The organism is Streptomyces sp. NPDC059679, assembly GCF_042734105.1.
Lineage (GTDB): Bacteria > Actinomycetota > Actinomycetes > Streptomycetales > Streptomycetaceae > Streptomyces.
Genome location: NZ_JBHWES010000028.1, coordinates 95,985 through 114,415, shown reverse-complemented (window position 1 = coordinate 114,415; position 18,431 = coordinate 95,985). Strand labels below are relative to the sequence as shown.

The window sequence follows — 18,431 nt, the reverse complement described above, 5'->3', positions numbered from 1 at the left end:
TCAGCCTAGCTTAAAGACCATCGGTCCCTTGACAAAAGACCGGCGGTCTTTTACGTTTGCCTCCCATAACAGACCGATGGTTCTTTAGGGGTACCTCATGAGCGGCAACTGGACAGAGCAGCACATCCCTGATCAGCACGGCCGGGTGGCGATCGTGACCGGCGCCAACACCGGGCTGGGCTTCGAGACCGCCCGGATGCTCGCGGCGCGCGGGGCGGCGGTGGTCCTGGCGGTCCGCGACGTGGAGAAGGGCAAGCAGGCAGCCGCCCGCATCACCGGCGACGTCACCGTCCAGGCCCTCGACCTGGCCTCCCTGGACTCGATCCGGTCCGCGGCGGCCGACCTGCGCGCCGCCCACCCGCGCATCGACCTTCTGATCAACAACGCGGGCGTGATGTACACCCCGCGGCAGACCACCGCCGACGGCTTCGAGCTGCAGTTCGGCACCAACCACCTCGGCCACTTCGCCCTGACCGGCCTGCTGCTGGACCGGCTCCTGCCCGTCCCCGGCTCCCGCGTCGTGACGGTCAGCAGCACCGGTCACCGCATCCGGGCCGCCATCCACTTCGACGACCTGCAGTGGGAGCGCTCATACAGCCGTGCCGCCGCCTACGGCCAGGCCAAACTCGCCAACCTTATGTTCACGTACGAACTACAGCGCCGGCTCGCACCGCACGGCACCACGGTCGCGGTGGCCGCCCATCCCGGCATGTCCAACACCGAGCTCGCCCGCAACACACCCGCCGCGGTTCGCGTGCTCATCACCTGGCTCGCGCCGTTGCTCACCCAGAAGGCCGAGATGGGCGCCCTGCCCACCCTGCGCGCCGCCACCGATCCGGCCGTCACCGGCGGCCAGTACTACGGCCCCGGCAACCGCGGCGAGATCCGCGGCTACCCGAAGCTGGTCACCTCCAGCCCCGACTCCCACGACCAGGCCACCCAGCAGCGCCTGTGGACCGTCTCCGAGGAACTCACCGGGGTGACATTCTCAACGGTGACTCCACAGCTTTCATGAAGCGGGCTCTCCGACAGGTGGCCAGGTAAGCGAGAAGCGCCTCTGACCAGTAGGGGTGAGTCGAGGGTGGGGGCTGTGGGGTGGTGTCCCAGGCCGGGGCCGTGCTGCTGGTACCGATGCCAGAGAAGACGGACGGACTCAGATACTTGACGCTCGTACCCGTACCCGCCGGGCTGTGGTCGACGTGTTGAGATCCCGGCTGTGAGGCTGCGCGGGCCCGACTGCTACGAGTGCGTTCTGACACATCGAACAGGCCGGCTCCTTGCGGCGCATCGCCTGCCCTTACTCACTCTCCGGGCATTTCACTGGGCGTGCGGGGTGACCGTGTCGGGAGCCGGCAGCTGCGAGGTGACGTTGGGGTGTCAGGTCTCCCGGTCCCCGCTCAGAACAGTGCCAGGCCCTCGCCGCTGGTGTCCGCGATGACTGGCCGGAACTGGGCAGGGAGTCCGTCCAAACGGTCAGGACCGGCCGCGGCGGCCACAGCAGGAGCCGTCTCGGCCAACCAGACACGAAACCGCTCGGCGGCTTCGCGGTAGGGGACTCGCGCCAGGACACGGTGCTCGCCGGAGGGACAGAAATCGACGGCGACAGTGAGCAGGCACGAACGGGGCGCGTTCTGACTGCCCGTCCAGGACACACGCAGGACACCGCAGGGCTTGCGCCCGCCGGAGGCGCGGTGGGTCGGGCGCAGCGATCGGCAGCCTATGTGGGCGGTCCATGCGGCCAGGTGCGGCAGGGGCAGGGTGGTGCGTGCGCGGCAGCCGGGGCAGCGGTGCCAGTGGCGGAGCCAGTCGTCGGCGTCGGTGTGGAAGAGGCGTGTGTAGCGGCTCGCCACGCGGATGTCGTTGCTGTACAGGTGGTCGGGGCGTTCCTGTGTGTTGCAGGACTGGCAGACAGGGGCACGGACATAGCCGTGTTCGTGGCAGTGGTCGAGGACGGCGGCGGGCGCGGTGCGGCAGACGGCGCACACCCACCCGGCCACCCTGCGGGAGGTACCGGGCTTCCTGCTGAGCACCGAGTACAGCTGGCCTTCCAGCTCTGCGTTGTACGGGCGCGGTGAGGCGGTGGGGCCCTCGGGCCTCGTCGTCTGCCGACCGTCGGCATCTCGGGCCTGCCGGGGGCGGAAGCGCGGTTCGGTGGCGGATGCGCTTGTCTGAAGGGTCCGCGCGGCTTGCACCCACTGCGTTTCGGTGTGCTCGGCCGCGTCGAGCAGCCTGACCACGGCACGCGGCAGCCACCACGTCCGCTGCGTCCCGTCGCGGGTCTGCTCCACGAGTATCTGTCGCCAGTCGATCCCCGCCAGATGGTAAGGCCGGCCGACTTCACGTCGTGCTGCCCGCCCGGGGCCGCCCAGCTCCTGCAGTCCCCTCATGATGCGCCCGCGCCAACGCAGCGGCGTTTCCTCGTCGGACTCCTGCCTCGGCGCCCCACGAAACGGACCGATGCGGACCAAGTCCTGCCGATCCATTTCCACCGCGTTCAGTTCCGCGGCCGCCCGGCGCACCTCAGCCTCCGGAACACTCCACTGACCGCCGCTCGCCCTCACCGTCGCCACCACATGGCCGCCGAGCAGGACGTACCCCACCCGGGCATGGGCAGGAGAGCAGGTGAACGCCCCAAAAGCCGTCGGCACAGCACTGTCGGCCGTCAAATCGACCCACAGAGCGTCCGCGGCACCCAGGGTGATCAGGCCGTCCGTGCGACCGGGCATGACACGCTCTGACATACCGACAGGCTAACGGCTCCCAACGCGGCAACGGGTTCCCAGTCAGCCAGACCGCCGCCCACGCCGCATCCGCCGCCCGCAACTCCTGATTCCTGAGCATCTGGTTCGTCAGTCCCGTGCCCGCAGCCTCACCACCAGAACGTCGAAAATCGGGCAAGTCACCCTTGTGTATCAACGGTCCCCGGGCCCAGACGAATTGAGCAACAGAGTCCTTACTCCCGACAAAGTACGGTGCGCAGTAGTCACCAGCAGATGACGGCGCAGCCGAGGGCGACGAACGCGTGGTGGATGTCGTCGCGAATCTCCCAGCGGATGCGCAGACGGCAGACCAGTGCAGCAGCGCGATCGCTCCTTCCACGACCCAGCGGTACACGCCCAGGCCGGAGCGCTCTGGCGCGCTTGGCGCAATCAACGGCGATCACTACCAGGACATCGTCATCAGCGCCGCCGGCGAGGACCTGAACGGCGTCGCCGACACCGGCGCGGTCACCGTCCGGTACGGCTCCGAGAGCGGCCTGGACACCAGGTGCGGCGCACAGTACTTCGCGCAGAGCACCGCCGGCGTGCCCGGCGACGGCTCCTGGGAGAATTCCGGCAACGGCGCGGTGACGTACCTGCCCTCCAGCGGCACAAAGATCACGACGACTGGTGCCCGCTCCGTCTCGCCGAGCCCGACAGCCAGGCACCTTCTCCTCGGGCTGAGCGGTTCCGGTGCGGGAATGTCCGGGGATCGGTTCTGGTTGGAGTATTCGCGGGTGCCGGCCGGTGGACAGTGTCCCCGGGCCTCACCTATTGCCCGTGGGGAAGATCGTTCGGCTGAAGCCCCACGGTGCCTTTCGCCGCGAAGGCGACCGCCACCGCCGGCAGCCCGCACCCCACAGTCCGGCATCGGCCAGGTTCCCCGTCCTGGCCGACCCCCTCTTCCACGCCTCTCAAGGGCCGGGTCATCAACCGACTTCTGCTCCAGCAGCTGGCAACTGGCACGGCGATCACGGTCGTCCGGTACGGCCCGGTGGCGCTGATTTCGGCCGGACATTGCCCGATATTGACCGTACCTGGCCGGTATCGGCCTTACTGCTTGTCCTGATGTGCCCTGGATAATGTGGCGTCGTCGCCGCGCCCTCGGTGCGGCGCCTCGGTTTGGAGGGGCCCGATCCGCCCTCCCCCGTCTGATCCACCTCGGTTTCTCTCCGTACCTCTCTGTACCTCTTCGCTCCATCGCACCAATGGGAATTCAGTGATGGTCATTCACGCTCGTGGCACGGTTCGGCACCTTTTCCGGATCAACCGAAGACATCGTGGGAGACACACGTGAGAAAGCTCAAGCTGGGCAGCAGATCGGCCCGACGGGCGGCCGTGCTGGCGGTCGGCTTACTGATGGTGAGCGGCCTGTCGGCCACATCGGCCGACGCGGCGCCGTCCTCGGCCAACGCCGCGCCCGAACTGGGCGTCCGGTTCTACCCCGACGGAGACGGCCAGTGCGACGGGCCGACGAATCCGCCGGAGCGGTGGGTCACCGCGCCCGACTGGACCTCCACCATCCGCCTGGACACCGACAACCGCGCGGGCGGCTGCCAGCTGGCCTTCGGCATCTACGACCCGTCGAACACTCTCGCGGGCCTGAACGTCACCTACACCTGGATGGTGGAGCCTGGCAGCGACGAGACCCAGTGCGAGAACGAGGGACCGCACACGATCCCGATCAAGACGTTCAAGACATTCGGCGACAGCATCCGGGTGGACACCGACAACCGCGCGGGCTGGTGCAACCTCACCTTCGCCCTGTCCGGTCGCTCGGACATTCGGCTCGACGTGCAGTGGTACGGCGATGGCGGACGCGATGCCTCGGGGCAGTGCAGGGGGTACATTCCGCAGGGCGGCTGGGACACGGTCGATGAGACCAAGTCTGTGACGGTGGGCGACGACACGGACGGCCGCGCCGGCGGCTGCTACCTGTCACTCCGTCTGAGCCGCTCGTTCTAAGGGGGCCGCGGACGGCCCGGGGTGCATGGGGGTCCGCCCCCGGGCCGTGTGGAGTTCGCTGCGGAGTAGGGCGGTCATCGGTTCATTGGTGTGGAGGTCTTCTACCTCTACGACGACCAGCACACCGTGGTTGAAACCCTCACCGCCGTCATCAACGCCCGCCGGCCCCGCGAGATCTCCGACCGCGCACGGGCGTTCACCAGCCTGGCGAAGCTGGCCGTGCACGGCGCTGCCGCCCGCGTCCTGATCCGGTCCGCGGTTGACACTGAATCCGCGCAATCATCCGCAATTTCACTGAGACCCCCCATCGAGCCCCGTAGCGTCGAAGACACCGACGCCACCACCAGCAGCGGAAGAGGCGGCCCGTGCGCACGCGCACGAGCAACACCGCCCACGCTGCACCGGATGGTCACGGCCTTCAGTCCCAGGACGACAAGGCGAGCGGTGACGATCACGCACCGAAGACGCCGGTGACCAACACGCATACGGTCCTGTACGACCCCGACGGGATGATCGAGGCGGAACTCCCCTTCGACCGCGCCCCCACGAGACACTCGCCATGGCCATGCTCGCGTGGAGGGACCCGCGCCTCGCACCGCGCGACTACGAGCAGATCGCACTGCAGCTGACCGGGCACGCCCGCGCGGTCGCCGCGGACTCCAGCCCCAGGCCCACCGACTACCGGAAGACGATGGCCGGCGGCGGGCGCTCGCAGGTCGTCCTCGCCGAGGCCGAGCTCCCCCGGCCTCCGCCTGAACTGTGCCGTACACCCGTGCATGAGCAGGGTCCCCAGGTGCGCGGCCCAGCACGATTCCAGCTCACCTGTCCGGGCGGCACGCGATCCGACTCGAACACGACACCGTTGTCGACGCGCCTGCGCCCCGATCCAGGCCATCGCCCCCTGCCGGGCGGTAGCCGACGAAGCTCCCCCTGTCACCTCAGCTTGTCGTTCAACGTTCGACGGCCGGCACCGGCATCTTGACCGTCCGTGCGACCATCACTGTCGTTCGGCAGCAAACACCAGGTCGTGGACCATGAAGTGGAGTTGTCCGTCGTCCATGGACTCCGTCCACAGCCCCTCAGCGTCGAGCACGGAGGCCGCGACCATCCGTGCCTCTGCGACGAGTTCGGGGTGGTAGCTGAAGCCCGGCCAAGGGAGGACGGGGTAGTCGTTCTCCTCGCCGAACTGCCGCACCCGCTCGATGTCGCCCAGGACGGCGTGCGGCAGTGACTCGTTCGCCCAGGACCACAACCAGGTCTGTTGGGCAAGGCTGACGCTGCCGATCAGCGTGAGTCGGCCGGTGAGGAACACCTCTCCGTCGCGCGACCATGTGATCTGCGCGTCGTCCATCGACCAGTCGTACCGCACGTCCCCTGACAAGCCGAAGCGCTCGACCATGACGGCCTGCCGCGAGCGGGCACGCTCCCGAGCCGCGAGCACGACCGCCTCCCAGCCGCAGTGGTCATGCTTCGAGCCGTCATCCACCTTGCCTCCTCATACAAAACTGTCGACAAGATCCTCCCATCCCGGCTTCTGGCGGGACTTCCGGACTCGGACGGAAGATCTGCCTGTCGCTCATCCTGTTCGTCGGGGTTTGGTTCCCCTCTGGTGATGCGCAGGCGGGGCCTATGCCTCGCCGGTGGCGAGGACTCTGCCGACGTCGTGGCGGGTGGCCAGGCGACGGTTCTTCGAACCTGGCGGCCTCCTGGCCCGGGGTGTGCTGGTGGATGTGGGACGGCCGGCGGACAGGGGCGAGACCGAGCGGCGCCTGGCCCTGCACCACGCACGGAAAGACCGCCGAGGAGGTGCTGCGCCGCTGGGTGGCGCGGGGGACGGTGGACACCGGCGCGCGGCGCACATGCGCCCGTTCACCTGATGTCCATTCACACGCCGCTCCACCACAACCCTCCGCCTCGCTCGGGAGTCAAAGCCACGGAAGCCCGACCCCGCACCTCTGGGAGAGCCCGTGCGCATACGAACCCTGGCCGTGACCGCCACCGCGGTGGCACTGGCCGCCGTCCTCACCCCCTCGGGCCCGACCGAGGACACGGCCGCCGCGGCACCCTCGGGTCTCAAGGGTGACTTCAACGGCGACGGATACGCGGACCTGGCGGTCGGCATGCCGAAGGCCACCGTCGACGGCCGGGCGAAGGCGGGCTATGTCAACGTGGTCTGGGGCGGCCCGAACGGCCTCGGCACCGCGGGCTCCGCCCGCGTCAGCCAGTCCACCGCCGGGGTGCCGGGGACCGCCGAGGCAGGCGATCTGTTCGGCACCTCGGTCAGCGCCGCCGACCTCAACGGCGACGGCTACGGCGACCTGGCCGTCACCGCGCCCGGCGAACGGCTGAAGGACACCGGCGACGACCACGAGGGCACCGCCACCGTCGTATGGGGCTCGGCGTCCGGCTTCAGCAGCGGACTCACCGCGGCCAAGGGACAGGCCGACGGACGACTCGGCAGACTGCTCACCGTCGGCGACTTCGACCACGACGGCCACCAGGACCTCGCCGTGACCACCGAGGGCAACGGGGACGGCGGCGCGACGCTACTGCGCCGGGGCCCGTTCACCACCGGCTCCGCCACTGACACCTCCCTCGTCGAGGGGTATGACTTCGGCGGCGCTCGGGCCCTGGTCACGGGGGACTTCGACGGTGACGGCGGCGACGACCTCGCGGTCACCTACAAGGGCATGGAGATCTCCGGTACCCATGTGCTCAGCCGGGCCTCGGGCGAGTGGCGGACGACGTGGCGCACGGGCGACCACGGCAGCGCACTGGCCACCGGCGACTTCGACGGAGACGGCACCGCGGACCTCGCCATCGGCCAGGTCCAGCCCAACCCGGAGACTGACACCACCTTCTGTGCGGACCGCCTTGGTGGTGCCGTCGCCGTGGCGTACGGCAAGCCGGACACCACTCTCGGCGGCGATGTCGTGTGCACCACGCAGTCCTCGCCGTATGTGCCCGGCACCGCCGAGCCGGAGGACAACTTCGGCGGGGCCCTCGCCGTCGCCGACCTCGACCGGGACGGCTTCGACGAACTGGTCGTCGGCGTCAGCCACGAGGCCATCGGCGCCGAGGCGGACGCGGGCTCGTACCTGTGGCTCGCCGCGGGACAGGACGGCGGCATGACCGGCGTCGGCTTCAACCAGAACTCCCCGGGCGTGGCTGGTACGGCGGAGGCGGGCGACCTCTTCGGCGCGGCGGTCGCCACCGGCGACTACAACGGCGACGGCTCCCCGGACATGGCGATCGGTGCGCCCGGCGAGAACGCGAGCTCGGGCGGGGTGTGGTTCGACGCCACCCGCGATGAGGGCCCCAAGCCCCCGGTCGCCTCGGTGACACCGGCGCGGCTGGGCCTTTCCGGCGCGGTGGAGCACGGCGGAGTGCTCGCCCGGTAGCTACTTGGATCCTCGCGGTCGAACTCCTGCCGGCCACCAGGGTCGTGGGAGAGCGTCCAACGGGCGCGTGCGGGGGCGTGGTGGTCCTGCCCGGCGAGCGGGTGTGAGAGCAGGCGGCCCCGGGCCGGAAGGAGGCCCCGGGGCCGTGCACATGACCGGTCAGATCTGCAGGATCAGCGCCTCCACTTGTCCGAGCGTGGTCATGCTGGCCTGCGCGGCCTCCCGGGCCTTCGTCAGCTTCTCCATCCACTCGATCCGCTGCTCGGCCGGCAGCGCTTCCTCGCCGAGCTGGGCGCGCAGTCGGCGTGCTTCCTCGAAGTCCGGTACTACTACCGGTTCGGCGAGAACTGCAACCCCGACAACACCTTCGAGGCCGTCTCCGCCTGCCACGGCGGAAGCCAGGCGGGGGAAGCCAGGCGGGGGAAGCCCTCAGCTCTCAGTCGACTGTGGAACACGGTCATAACAACAGAAGCACCGGCTTCCCGAACCGGCCGAGCCCACCGCGGCCGTCGGTGGGCTCGGACCGTCCGTGCAGCTGCTTTCCGTTACTTCCCGAATGCCTGGCGGAACTCGTCGACGGTCTCGTTCGAGGCCCCGTTCGCGCCGCACACCGGGACGACGCCGTTCTCGGCGGCCACGATGTAGCGCACACCCTCCGAGAACGTCAGCGCCTCCGGCCGGCTCGCGTCGCTGTCGAGCACGACCGTCTCCGTGTCGCCGCCCTTCAACCAGTAGTCGACGCGGAAGGTGACCGTGGAGCCCTTGATGGAGGTGACCGTTCCCGCGAAGAGGGTCGGGTACCCGCGCAGGGTGTCGGGACTGGGTGTCACACACTTCTGGCCGCCGAAACCGCTGTGGGTGGTGAGTGTCAATGGGCCGGTCGAGGCCGAGTGCCCATTGTCGTTGTTCGCCATGACTGCTCCGGCGATGCCGCCGCCGAGCAGAAGCAGACCGGCCGCCGCCGCGAGTCCGAGGAGCTGACGGCGGCTCCGTCGCGCAGCGGTCTTCGCGGGGGCCGTATTGCCGGTCTGGAGCGCGGTGTCGGTGGTCAAGATGTCCTCCACAAGTCGGTCGATGTCGGGCAGCGGAGCATGTGGGGTCAGCGCCGGGTCCGCGGACTTCAGCCGGGCCAGCAACTCGTCGTCATTCACTGACCGCTCCTTCCTTCATCCCTCTTGTGTCCGGACGGTTCGTCATGCTTTCGCCCAGCTGTTCGGCGAGTTTCCTTTTCGCCCGGTGCAGCCGGATGCTCACTGCGTTGGACGTCAACCCGGTCGCCTCCGCGATCTGCCGGGGCGCCAGCCCCTCCCACGCCCACAGCCGCACCACCTCACGGTCCAGCGCCCCGAGGGCGGCGAGCGCGGCGTGCAGATCGCTGTAGTCGGCGACCCCGGCCGACTGCTGCTCCTGCGTCCGGATCAACCGCTCCACCAGCCGGAGCCGGCGCCCGTCGGCACGGCGGGCATTCGCCAGGCAGCCCCGCGCCACCCCGTAGCACCACGGCAACACGTCATCGGGGCCGGGCAGGGAATCCGGCTCCGACCCCAGGCCGGGGACGTCGTCGATACGGCGCCACAGCACCAGCATCGCCTCCGCCAGGATGTCGTCGACCATGTCGGCGCTCGTCCGTCGCAGCAGATACCGGTGCAACGGTTCCACCACCACGTGCGCCAGTCTTTCGAAGCGCGCCCGCTGCCTCTGGCGCGACTCCTCTTCCGTCATGGATTCCACAGCCCGTCCTGTCCGGCACCGGCCGGATCCTTTCAGGCGAGGGCGTACGGACGCGTCACGAGTTCAGGACGTCGTCGATGGTCTGCTGCCCGTACGATGCGCGGATCGAGCTGTCGATGTACACGCCCTTCGCGGGCAGCGACGGGTGGGCGGCGGTGCTCGCGCCCTGGTCGAAGTAGACGGCGAGGAACTTGGCCGTACAGCCGTTGGAACCGCTGCCGTCCGCGGCCGACAGGCCGACTCAGTCCGTCCACCCGGCTTTGAGAGGGCGTCAAGTCGGGTTGCAGGCTGCCCCGGCCGTGAGCCATCCGCAGTGCGTCAGTCACCAGCTCGGCACGGTGGTGGTCGGCCATCGCGTAGCCGATGACCTCGCGGGTGGCCAGGTCCAACCAGCGGGCCAGATACAGCCGGCCCTCTCGCGTGGGCAGGTACGTGATGTCGCCGACGAGCCGGGTGCCCGGCCGGGCGGCGGTGAAGTCGCGGCCGATCAGATCCGGCGTCGGCCGCGCCTGCTTGTCGGGCCGGGCGCGATCTCATGGGCGAGCGCGTCATCAGCACGTGTCCGCAACTGCCGGGCCTCATCCGCGTTCAGCCAGGCGTAGAACGAGGATCGTGCCACGTGCAGGACACGGCACAGCAGGGCCACAGGGTATGCGGCCTTCTCCGCGGCGATGAACCGGTAGACCTCGCTCACCGGTCGCTGTCCTGGGCGGAGAAGGCCGCGGCTTTTTCAGGATCTCGATCGTCTTCTGCTGCTCGATGTTCTGCTTGCGCAGCCGCGCGAGCTCCTGGCGTTCGGTACCGGTCAGCTCGTCCGGCCTGTCCTCACCACGGTCGATCCGGTCACGCTTGACCCAGCCGCGCAGACTCTCCCGGGCTCACCCCCGGATCCCGCGCAACCTCCGTGATCGTCTTGTCGGAGGAGCGGGCAAGGGGAAGCTTCACCCGGCGGCTGCACACCACCGGGGTGCCGCCCACGACGGGTACGGCGAGGCATGTGACGCCGTCTTCCAGGCCGAGGAGATGGAGATCCTCAAAAGTGCACCACAGACTCCCCGCATGAACGCACACTGCGAACGCGGACGCATCATCGGCAGCCTCCGACGCGAAGCCCTCGACCACCTCCTGATCATGAACGAGGCCCACACCCGCCACGTCCTTGCCACCTACGAGCGGCACAGGTCGCCATGTTTTCGGACGGGCCCGCCGACTCCACTCGGTGAGTTATCGAGAGGCGGAAACGGGTAAGGGCGGCACAATGGCTGCAAGAGCACCGGGCTTTACCCTGGACGAATCCACCGTCACATTTGACAGAACTGATCAGATAGCCGTACGGTCGATCCCGAACCAAAGTATCAGTACCGCAGCGCCAGGTCTCGACGTCACCCTGGTCGGATTTCCCGTCCACGGAGCGCCCGTTGATAGTGCCTCGCCTCAGGCCGACACCCCTGCTCTCGCAAGTGAATTGAATATGTCACGGGCCACCCAACTGGAGATGTCTGCGCTAATCCTTGCCAGTTATGGAGAGTTGGTCACATGAAGGGCATAGTCCTGGCCGGAGGCAGCGGCACGCGCCTGCATCCGCTGACCCACGCGGTGTCGAAGCAGATGCTTCCCGTTTACAACAAGCCGATGATCTATTATCCGCTTTCCGTGCTCATGATCGGCGGCATACGGGATGTCCTGATTATTTCCACGCCCTCCCATCTCACCATGTTCCGGGATCTGCTGGGGGACGGCGGCCGGCTCGGCCTGAACATCGAGTACGCCGAGCAGCCCTGCGCCAACGGAATCGCCGAGGCGTTCCTCATCGGGGCCGACTACATCGGCGATCAGTCGGTGGCCCTGGTACTGGGCGACAATGTCTTCCACGGTCCGGGATTCGGTCGGCTGCTGGAGAAAGAGATGGCCGAGGTGGAGGGCTGTGTGCTCTTCGGATATCCGGTTGGCGATCCGGAGCGCTATGGCATCGGCGAGGTGGACGGGCGGGGGAATCTGATTTCACTGGAGGAGAAGCCGACCCGGCCCAGGTCGAATCTGGCGCTCACCGGCCTCTATCTGTACGACAACGACGTGGTGGACATCGCGAAGAACGTCCGCCCGTCCGCCCGGGGCGAGCTGGAGATCACCGACGTCAACCGGGTCTACCTGGAGCGGGGCAAGGCCAGGCTGATCAACCTGGGGCGCGGCTTCGCCTGGCTGGACACCGGCACCTACGACTCGCTGCTCCAGGCGTCGCAGTATGTGCAGGTGCTCGAACAACGCCAGGGCGTACGCATCGCCTGTCTCGAGGAGATTGCTTTTCGCAAGGGGTTCATCGACGCCGACGCATGCTATGAATTGGGCCGGCAGTTAGCGCGGACGGACTACGGCAGGTATCTGATGGAAATCGCCGGTAAGGACTGAAGGGCAGCCAGTGCGCATAGTGGTAACCGGAGGTGCGGGTTTTATCGGCTCGCACTTCGTCCGGCGGACGGTGCAGGGTCACTACGAGGCCTTCGCGGAGGCCGACATAGTGGTGCTTGACAAGCTCACCTACGCGGGGAACAAGGCGAATCTCGCAAGCGTCGCGGACAGTCCCCGGCTGCGATTCGTCGAGGGGGACATCTGCGACGGCCGGCTGGTCGGAGAATTGCTGCGGGGAACGGACCTCGTGGTGCATTTCGCGGCCGAGTCACATGTCGACCGGTCCATTGCGGGGGCCGATGAATTCGTGCGGACCAATGTCGTGGGGACCCACACGCTGCTCAGTGCGGCGACCGAGACCGGCGTACGGAAATTCGTACATGTCTCCACCGACGAGGTATACGGGTCGCTGGAGAACGGAGATGCTCCCTGGACGGAGGAGGAGCCGCTCCGTCCCAATTCTCCGTATTCCGCTTCCAAGGCGTCGTCCGACCTTCTGGCCCTGGCCGTGCACCGTACACATGGTTTGCCGGTCTGCGTCACCCGGGGCTCCAACACCTACGGCCCACACCAATATCCCGAGAAGCTCATCCCGCTCTTCGTCACCAATCTGCTCGACGGCAGAAAAGTGCCGCTTTATGGCGACGGCGAGAATGTTCGGGACTGGCTGCATGTGGACGACCATTGCAGGGGCATAGCGCTGGTGGCCGAGGGCGGAAAGCCGGGCGAGATCTACAACGTCGGTGGCGGCACGGAATTGACCAACCGCGAGGTCACCGACGGACTGCTGGAGAGGCTCGGCGTGGACCGGTCGATGGTGGAGCACGTGGCAGACCGCAAGGGGCACGACCGCCGCTACGCCATGGACTGTGCGAAGATCACCGACCAGTTGGGCTACCGGCCCGCGACGTCATGGGACGAGGGCATGGCCGCCACCGTCCAGTGGTACACCGAACGCCGCGACTGGTGGGAGCCGATCAAGGGCTGAAGCCTCCTCTGTGGTCCGGGACGCCGGGCCGGATGCCGTGGAAACGGCTCCGGCCCGGCGTTCTCCGTTGTGGCGGCCCTGGCCTGCCGCCGCCCGGTCATCTCACCTCGGTCGCGCGCACGGCCACGCGAGCGCCCTCGACCACCAACTCCTCGTCGCAGCGCGGCAGGGGAAGTCCGGCGCCCGGGATCACCAGGCAGGTGCGGTCCCGCAGGAGCGTGGACAGCAGCTCGGCCAAGTCCGGGGAGGTGGCGAACGCCTCCGCGCCGGCGGTCGCGTCCACGACCACCAGGGCGGGGTCGGCCGCGATCGCCCCTTCCAGGGCGAGCCGCCAGCGGTCGGCCTGGGAGGGCGAGGAGCCCGCCACCCCGCCGGAACCGTCGAACCCGTCGGAACCTTCTACGCTTTCGAACCCCGCACCCTCCACCGGCGAGACCCGGCACAGCCGCCGTTCGGCCTCGGACGCGGCGATGGTGGCGACGTCCACCCCGCCGATCAGCACCCGCCCCGACGTGGGCCGGAGATCGCCCGTCAGCAGATCCGCCAGTGTCAGGCGGACCCCGTCCGGTGTGCCGGTGAGCGCCGCGGTGGTGCCCGCCGCAAGCCGGAAGGAGACTCCGGTCAGCACCGTCGCTCCGTCGACCGCGACACCGACGTCCTCGAACTCGATGTCACACGCCGCGGGCCACGTGGCGGTGGGCGGCTCAGGGTTGCCGGCGCCGATCAGCCGGCCGATCGTGATCAGCGTCGCACGCGAGTTGACGACCGTGCTGGTCAGCAGGGCGGCCTCCATGACCGGCCGGAAGGTGAGCGCCGAGAGCACGATCAGCGCGACGCCCTGGGGGGCCGATACGTCGTCCCCGGTGGACAACACCGCGCACACCGCCACGGCACCGCAGACCGCGAGTTCGACGACCCGCCACAGCAGCACCTGTCCCACTGCGGGCAGCAGCACGCCCGGCCGGCCGCCGTGCGGCGAGGCCCCGGGGCGCTCGTACGCCCGGCGCAGCCACTCGGGACCGTCCGGCTCCTCGTCCCGAGTGAGCAGCCGGGCCGTGGCGAAGGACGCCGCCATCACGACCAGCAGACTGCCCGCCAGCGTGACCGCCAGCAGCGGCTCGAAGAACAGGCTGATCACGATCACGGTGAGCGGGGTGATGACGGCGGCCACCAGCGGGCGCAGCACATGCGCGGGCAGGCCCATCAGGACCACGACCGCGCTGCCGTCCAGTGAGGCGAGCCGGTCGGCGTGCACCGGGCCGAGGGACCTGGTGGGCAGGGACGACGCGCGGTCGGCCACGGCCCGGTGCAGGGTGGTGACGAGGTCGGCGCCGATGCGGTTGCCCATCGGAACGCTCCGGTAGTGCAGTACGGAGTGCACCACGGTGATCGCCACCAGGACGGCGATCCACGACCACGGCACCGGAGTGTCGGGCGTGAGGAGGTCGTCGGCGATCGGGACCACCAGGGTGAAGGCGATGCCCTGCGTGATGGCGCCGAGGACCAGGAACATCAGCAGCGACACCAACGCCTTGGTGCCGGACACCTGGAGGTAGCGGTCGAGAACGGCCCTCATCGGCTGCCCTCCTGGGACGTAGCGGTTCGGGAAGCGGCCGGGACGGCCTGCGGGGTGTCCGGGTGCCCGCCGAGGATGGCCGCGTACCGGCCGCCCTCGCGGAGCAACTCCTCGTGCGTGCCGGACTCGACGACCCGCCCGGCCTCCATGACCGCGAGCCGCCCGTCGGTGACGGCCGAGGGCCCGGGGCTGAGGACGACCACGGCCGCCCGCTCCCGCAGTTCGTCCACCACGGCCCGCAGCACCCCGGTGTCGCCGCCGAACGCCCGCTGGTCGAGCAGTACGACCCCGTGTTCCTCCGTCGCGACCACCCTGGCCAGGGCGAGCCGCTGGAGCTCCGGATAGGACAGGGACACCTCGGCGCCCACGACCGAGTCGTATCCGTGGGGGAACGCCGTGACAGTGTCGTGGACCCCGGCGGTGCGCGCCGCCCGCTCGGCGTCCCGCTCGGTCCCGCCGGGCCGGTCGGCGGTGATGTACGCGGCGACGGGCCCGAGCACGACGGCCGGCTCGGCCTCCACCGCGGCGAACCGCTCGGGGGGTGTGTCGGCCTTGATCCAGTCGGCCACGCGGTCGGTGCCTTCGGGCGTGGGCTCGATAACGGTCAGTACCCCGCGCTCGGGCAACTCGAGGCCGAGGTCGTCGTCGGCGGGCGCAGCCCGTTCGGCGGAGTCGTTCGCGGCCTGTTCGGCGGATTCGGTCGCCGCCTTTTCGCCCTCGGCGGGCGCCGGGACGCCCGCGGCGAACGCGGTCAACCGCGCCGTGGCCTTCTTGCCCTCGCCGACCTCCTCCATGTAGTAGGTGCTGGCCAGCAGCGGGGCCGCCAGCCCGGCGCCCACGACCAGGAACGGCACGAGGTCGCCCGGGGCCAGCGAGTCCGCCCGGACCATGAGCGCGCCCCCGCACAGCACGAACACCAGGACGGTCAGCGGCGAGAAGGCGATCTCGGCGATCGCCCGGCCGCCCAGCAGGGCACCGATGCGGACCTGGAAGAAGTCGCTGAACCCGTCGGTGGCCTCGGTCAGCCTGCGGGCGGAGGTGCGCGTCACCGCCGCGGTGCGCGCCCGCGCGCCGGCGCGGTTGATCCGGGCGTCCAGGCCGATGGTGGGGCGCACCGCGTCGACGGCGCCGATGGACGCCACGTACTCGTCCTTCATCTCCTTGAAGAAGCGCGCGGAGATCACGCCGAAGGTGACGAATCCGAGGAGGATCGGCAACAGCGTCACCAGGGCCATCAGCCAGTCGACCCAGAACAGGTAGCCGATCGAGAGGACGAACACCAGTAACGCCGAGACGAGTTCCGAGGCCGCGCGGCCGACCATCGCCCCGGCCGAGGCGATGTCGCCGCCCAGGGTGGCGCTCTGGGCCCGCCACGCCGCGTGGAGCGACCGGGCGGCGGGGCGGGCACGCAGCCTGGCGGCCACCCCGGCGTGGAACAGCTCCTGGCTGAGCTGGGCCGCCTGGCGGCTCAGCGTCCGTCCGGCGATCTGGAGGGTGAGTGCGAGCACCGCGGTGGCGACGGTGGTCAGGACGAGCCCTTCGAGGCGGCCCGTGTCGGGGTCGGTGGTGAGCAGCTCCCGGCAGATCTCGACGACGAGGATCATCGAGCCGACGGTGGCCACCGCGCCGGCTATCTCCAGGAGTGAGGCCACCCGGGCCCGCCACTGGACACCCCCGGCCGCCGCGGCGGCCGGGGTCTGTCGGTCAGCCATGTGCGGCCCCCCATGCGTCGACCGCCGCTCTCTGCTCCCTCATCGCTTGGAGACCAGGAAGTCGCCGATGACCAGGTGGTCGATATCGGTGCCCAGGAAGCACTCGACCGCGTCCTTCGGGGAGCAGACGATGGGCTCGCCCGCCACGTTGAAGGAGGTGTTCACCAGACACGGCACATCGGTGCGGGAGGTGAACTCGCGCAACAGCGCGGCCAGTCGCGGGTTGCTCTCGTCCGTCACGGTCTGGATGCGTGAGGTGGCGTCGACATGGGTGGCCGCCGCGATCTTCTCGGTGTACTCGGGGCGCACCGGGAACACGAAGGTCATGTACGGGGAGCGCTCCTTCCTGCCCATCTCGAACACCCGCGCCGCGTTCTCCTCCAGCACGATCGGCGCGAACGGGCGGAAGGGCTCGCGGTGCTTGACGCGGTTGTTGATGACGTCCTTCATGTCGGCGTAGGACGGGTTGGCCAGGATGCTGCGGTTGCCCAGCGCCCTCGGCCCGTACTCGGTGCGGCCCTGGAACCAGCCGATGACGGTCTTCCCGGTCAGCAGCTCGGCGGTCTTCCCCACCACCTCGTCGCTGGGCAGCAACTCCCAGATGACCGAGGAGGTGTACTCCTCGAGCGTGGCGCGGATCTCGTCCTCGCCGAACTCCGGGCCGAGGTACGGCGACTCGGTCGGCGCCAGGGCGACCGACTTCTCCCGTGCGACATGGGCGGCGGCGCCGATGGAGACGCCGGGGTCGCTCGCCCCGAAACTGACCTCGACCCGGGTGAAGGGCAGCTCCTCCAGCAGCTTGGTGTTGTTGACGCAGTTCAGGGCGAGGCCGCCCTCGAAGATCAGATCGCGCAGCTCGGTCGCCTCGGCCAGGGCGCGCAGTTGGTGCGCGGTCACCGCCTCGATCACCTGCTGGGCAGCGCAGGCGACGCGGACCCGGAAGTCGAACTCCTGACGGTTGCCGTCGTTGCCGTCGAACAGCTCGTCGAACAGGGGGTCATAGGCGCGCGGGCCGCGCGGATCGTTTGCCAGGGCCAGCGAGTACCGGCCGCCCTCCTCGAGGGTGACGACCTTGGTCAGCAGGGGGTTGTCCTGCTCGTCCGGGGCCTTTCCGAACCCGGCCAGGCCCATGACCTTGTACTCGTCGTTGTTCGGAGTGAAACCCAGGTAGCGGGTGATGTTCGCGAACAGCTGCGCGAGCGAGTTCTTCGCGTCGATGGTGAACCGCTCGAAGACCTCGACCTTGCCGTCGCGCACCTCGCCCATGATGGCGCTGTCCGCCTCGGCCTGACCGTCGTTGATGAGGAAGGCGGCGTCACCGAGGCCGGAGAAGGTGCGGCCGCAGGCCAGGTGGGCCCGGTGGTGCGGGACCGTGATCAGCTTCTCGTCCGGCAGTGCGTAGCCGGTGTGGCTGGTGAAGTCCTCGATCAGCGCGGTCCTGCCCAGCGCTCCGTTCCACAGCTCGCCGAAGGATCCGATCGCCTGGAACTTGTACTCGGGCGGGATCGGCGCGCTCGCGATGCCCGTGATGGCGGTGTCGGCGAATTCCGCGGTGAAGTTCCAGCCGAAGGCGTAGTAGTCCACGTCCTCGTAGGAGATACCGGCCTGCTCCAGACACCACCGCATGGCGTTCGCGGGGAAGGCGGTGGTCTTCTTCTGCCGGTTCATCCGCTCCTCCTCGACGGCGGCCACCAGCTCGCCGTCGACGAAGAGGGCGGCAGCGGCGTCATGGCCGAGGAAGCTGTGGCGGTCGACGCTGTCGGCGGTGTAGCCGTACAGCCGGCCGAACAGCTCCGCTATCTGCGAGAAGCCGTTGTATCCCAGAATGATCATTTCTGTTTTTCCTTTCCGGACCGCGGTCGTCCTTGGCCGCGGCTCGTGCTTGGGTGAAGG

Annotated in this window: 16 protein-coding genes and 1 pseudogene; 6 read left to right on the top strand and 11 right to left on the bottom strand. The window is 69.1% G+C overall.

Annotation, left to right across the window (positions count from 1 at the left end; genetic code table 11):
- Positions 1–97: 97 nt before the first annotated feature.
- Positions 98–1,015 carry an SDR family NAD(P)-dependent oxidoreductase gene (locus tag ACFV2X_RS27790; RefSeq protein ID WP_385621363.1) on the top strand — a complete coding sequence of 306 codons (918 nt, stop codon included), beginning with the start codon at positions 98–100 and terminating at the stop codon, positions 1,013–1,015.
- A 382-nt stretch (positions 1,016–1,397) separates the two neighbouring features.
- Here ACFV2X_RS27790 and ACFV2X_RS27785 read toward each other — a convergent pair whose 3' ends face one another.
- Both ACFV2X_RS27785 and ACFV2X_RS27780 read right to left on the bottom strand, forming a co-directional pair.
- Entirely contained in the window at positions 1,398–2,741 is a 1,344-nt protein-coding gene (locus tag ACFV2X_RS27785; RefSeq protein ID WP_385621361.1) for an endonuclease domain-containing protein, read from the bottom strand.
- A gap of 242 nt (positions 2,742–2,983) precedes the next feature.
- Positions 2,984–3,156, bottom strand: a pseudogene (locus ACFV2X_RS27780) (IS5/IS1182 family transposase); the annotation flags it as partial.
- Between ACFV2X_RS27780 and ACFV2X_RS27775 the strand changes: the two are divergent.
- Positions 3,086–3,763: an FG-GAP repeat protein gene (locus ACFV2X_RS27775; protein ID WP_385621423.1), complete on the top strand. Its 678-nt coding sequence runs from the start codon at positions 3,086–3,088 to the stop codon at positions 3,761–3,763. The pseudogene ACFV2X_RS27780 and the gene ACFV2X_RS27775 sit on opposite strands and share 71 nt — an antisense overlap.
- 289 nt (positions 3,764–4,052) lie before the next feature.
- A complete protein-coding gene (locus tag ACFV2X_RS27770) occupies positions 4,053–4,724 on the top strand; it encodes a hypothetical protein (RefSeq protein ID WP_385621358.1) in 672 nt (223 codons plus the stop codon).
- A 997-nt stretch (positions 4,725–5,721) separates the two neighbouring features.
- Here ACFV2X_RS27770 and ACFV2X_RS27765 read toward each other — a convergent pair.
- Positions 5,722–6,210 carry a DUF6882 domain-containing protein gene (locus tag ACFV2X_RS27765; RefSeq protein ID WP_385621355.1) on the bottom strand — a complete coding sequence of 163 codons (489 nt, stop codon included), beginning with the start codon at positions 6,208–6,210 and terminating at the stop codon, positions 5,722–5,724.
- A gap of 481 nt (positions 6,211–6,691) precedes the next feature.
- On the opposite strand from ACFV2X_RS27765, the gene ACFV2X_RS27760 reads away from it, so the two are divergent.
- Positions 6,692–8,125, top strand: coding sequence for an FG-GAP repeat protein (locus ACFV2X_RS27760; protein WP_385621353.1), 1,434 nt, complete (start codon positions 6,692–6,694; stop codon positions 8,123–8,125).
- Positions 8,126–8,284: 159 nt separating this feature from the next.
- On the opposite strand, the gene ACFV2X_RS27755 is transcribed toward ACFV2X_RS27760, so the two are convergent.
- From ACFV2X_RS27755 to ACFV2X_RS27735, 5 genes are all read right to left on the bottom strand, one after another.
- Positions 8,285–8,515: a hypothetical protein gene (locus ACFV2X_RS27755; protein ID WP_385621351.1), complete on the bottom strand. Its 231-nt coding sequence runs from the start codon at positions 8,513–8,515 to the stop codon at positions 8,285–8,287.
- 155 nt (positions 8,516–8,670) lie between these two features.
- Positions 8,671–9,276, bottom strand: a complete 606-nt coding sequence (locus tag ACFV2X_RS27750) for a hypothetical protein (RefSeq protein ID WP_385621348.1) — start codon at positions 9,274–9,276, stop codon at positions 8,671–8,673.
- On the bottom strand, positions 9,269–9,847 hold the full coding sequence (locus ACFV2X_RS27745) for an RNA polymerase sigma factor (protein WP_385621421.1): 579 nt from the start codon (positions 9,845–9,847) through the stop codon (positions 9,269–9,271). The genes ACFV2X_RS27750 and ACFV2X_RS27745 overlap by 8 nt, the downstream gene beginning before the upstream one ends.
- A 41-nt stretch (positions 9,848–9,888) precedes the next feature.
- Entirely contained in the window at positions 9,889–10,344 is a 456-nt protein-coding gene (locus ACFV2X_RS27740) for a DDE-type integrase/transposase/recombinase (protein ID WP_385621419.1), read from the bottom strand.
- Positions 10,344–10,550, bottom strand: coding sequence for a hypothetical protein (locus tag ACFV2X_RS27735; RefSeq protein ID WP_385621345.1), 207 nt, complete (start codon positions 10,548–10,550; stop codon positions 10,344–10,346). The genes ACFV2X_RS27740 and ACFV2X_RS27735 overlap by 1 nt, the downstream gene beginning before the upstream one ends.
- A gap of 842 nt (positions 10,551–11,392) precedes the next feature.
- Here ACFV2X_RS27735 and rfbA point away from each other — a divergent pair.
- Positions 11,393–12,262, top strand: coding sequence for a glucose-1-phosphate thymidylyltransferase RfbA (rfbA, locus tag ACFV2X_RS27730; protein ID WP_385621343.1), 870 nt, complete (start codon positions 11,393–11,395; stop codon positions 12,260–12,262).
- Between the two features lie 10 nt (positions 12,263–12,272).
- Entirely contained in the window at positions 12,273–13,250 is a 978-nt protein-coding gene (rfbB, locus tag ACFV2X_RS27725) for a dTDP-glucose 4,6-dehydratase (RefSeq protein WP_385621341.1), read from the top strand.
- A 97-nt stretch (positions 13,251–13,347) separates the two neighbouring features.
- On the opposite strand, the gene ACFV2X_RS27720 is transcribed toward rfbB, so the two are convergent.
- From ACFV2X_RS27720 to ACFV2X_RS27710, 3 genes are read right to left on the bottom strand one after another with little or no spacing between them, the layout of a single operon-like run.
- Entirely contained in the window at positions 13,348–14,826 is a 1,479-nt protein-coding gene (locus ACFV2X_RS27720; RefSeq protein WP_385621339.1) for a hypothetical protein, read from the bottom strand.
- Entirely contained in the window at positions 14,823–16,538 is a 1,716-nt protein-coding gene (locus tag ACFV2X_RS27715) for a hypothetical protein (protein ID WP_385621336.1), read from the bottom strand. The genes ACFV2X_RS27720 and ACFV2X_RS27715 overlap by 4 nt, the downstream gene beginning before the upstream one ends.
- Positions 16,539–16,577: 39 nt before the next feature.
- Positions 16,578–18,371, bottom strand: a complete 1,794-nt coding sequence (locus ACFV2X_RS27710) for a carbamoyltransferase (RefSeq protein ID WP_385621334.1) — start codon at positions 18,369–18,371, stop codon at positions 16,578–16,580.
- Positions 18,372–18,431 lie beyond the last annotated feature (60 nt).